Below are 1,776 nucleotides of genomic sequence, written 5' to 3' on the forward strand. Positions count from 1 at the left end.
TGGAGCTTATCATAAAATGTTTATTGCAGAACACCGTATGATGGGCTTTGTTACCGATGAAAATGGTGAACCTGTTAAGGACAAAGAACGTTTAGAACAATTAAAAGAAACAGGCAGGAAGGAAGCGGAAGCTGAGGGGATTAAAGGTGAGAAAGAGATTGAACAATATGTAGAAAATTATCGTCAACGTGAATTAGATAAAGGTTACAATATTTATCAGTTGCGAGAACTGTCTGATGAAGAGCGTAAGCATATTCAGGCGGTTACTTACACTGACCCAACTACAAAGAAACAACAGCAGAAATATGTGGTGGCTTTTAATGGTATTATGAATGACTTACAAGCAGCCGCTAAATTTGCGGTACAAAATTATGTGGCAGAAACAGGTGAAACGGGCAAAGTCAATAAAGCATTATATAAAGATATTTATTTTGTGCATCATCCAAAAGCAGAAAGTGGTTTATCAGAACTACTGATTGCGAGTTATCAAAAATGGGCAGTATCGGATGATAATTCTGTGAGACAAGCAGTGGATTTAATGAAACAAAAAGGCAGTAGCCCAGAAGGCTTATATTTAGGGAGCCATAGCCGAGGCACCTTAACTATCAGTAATGCCCTACAAACTCTAGAAAAAGATCCACAAAATAACGGTATTTTATCAAATACACAATTAAAAATGGTGGGGCCAGCAGCCAATGTAACCCGTGCGGATCGGATCTTAACTATCTTACAAGGAAAAGGTGAAGTGAGAACCTCAAAAGAGGGGTCTATCATTATTGAGAATAATAAGCACGATCCTGTTGGTAATTGGTTTTTTATTGGAGGTAACCCTGCAACCAACGATACTAATACAAAAAATAAAAATTTATTTAAAATTTTGCGGGATGTAGTAGGCGATAACTCTTCATCGCATAACTGCCACGGATTAGGACAACAGCAATGTGAAACAGATGGCTATCGAACAGAGGAAGATAAGGGAATTATGCAACCAGAACAGACTATTTTTGAACTGAATCAAAAAACACAGAAGGAGAACAAACAATGAAACTTAACTTTACCTTAATTATCTTAATGAGCGTATTATTATCTGCTTGTGGTTGGGAAGGGGGGGGGGTTAAACCTGCCAGAAATTATTATAGTTGGCGTTATCCTGATGGCTGGAAATTATCAACTCACGAATGGGTTATGAAACGACGTGAGGGGATTATCGCTTGTAATCTAGATTTTATGAGTGTTGATTCTTCAGAAGTAAAAAATCTACTTTGTTTTGAAGCACGAGGCTGGTATTTAGAAGAGGGACCAGTTTGTGAAGACCAATTAATATGGGACGATCCTGAGTGCATTAAATGGCGAAAAAAACATAGCAAACCTGATGCGGTACCTTGGACGAAGAAAATAGATTAAAAAACAATACAAGTGCGGTAGAATTTTTAAGAGTTTTAAAACTTAAGGAAAATTGACCGCACTTTTTTAGGGGAGTTCTCTAACATAGTGTTCTTATGACGGCTATCGAACAAAGCAAGGTAACGGAACAATGCAACCAGAACGGACTATTTTTGAACTGAATCAAAAGACACAGAAGGAGAACAAACAATGAAACTTAATTTTACCTTAATTATCTTAATGAGCGTATTATTATCTGCTTGTGGTTGGGAAGGGGGGGGGTTAAACCTGCCAGAAATTATTATAGTTGGAATTATTCAAAAAAAGTATCTTTTGAAGAGTGGTTTGATATAAGAGATCAGGGAATCAAAGCTTGTAATCTAGATTTTATGA

Annotated in this window: 2 protein-coding genes and 1 pseudogene; all 3 read left to right on the forward strand. The window is 36.9% G+C overall.

Annotation, left to right across the window (positions count from 1 at the left end):
* Positions 1–1,045, forward strand: a pseudogene (locus EV697_RS10005) (hemagglutinin repeat-containing protein); the annotation flags it as partial.
* Positions 1,042–1,404: a hypothetical protein gene (locus tag EV697_RS10010; RefSeq protein ID WP_236824077.1), complete on the forward strand. Its 363-nt coding sequence runs from the start codon at positions 1,042–1,044 to the stop codon at positions 1,402–1,404. The pseudogene EV697_RS10005 and the gene EV697_RS10010, both read left to right, overlap by 4 nt.
* A gap of 189 nt (positions 1,405–1,593) precedes the next feature.
* Positions 1,594–1,737, forward strand: coding sequence for a hypothetical protein (locus EV697_RS09860; protein WP_165906489.1), 144 nt, complete (start codon positions 1,594–1,596; stop codon positions 1,735–1,737).
* Positions 1,738–1,776 lie beyond the last annotated feature (39 nt).

It is taken from the genome of Bisgaardia hudsonensis, from assembly GCF_004345785.1.
In the GTDB taxonomy this organism is placed as follows: Bacteria; Pseudomonadota; Gammaproteobacteria; order Enterobacterales; family Pasteurellaceae; genus Bisgaardia; species Bisgaardia hudsonensis.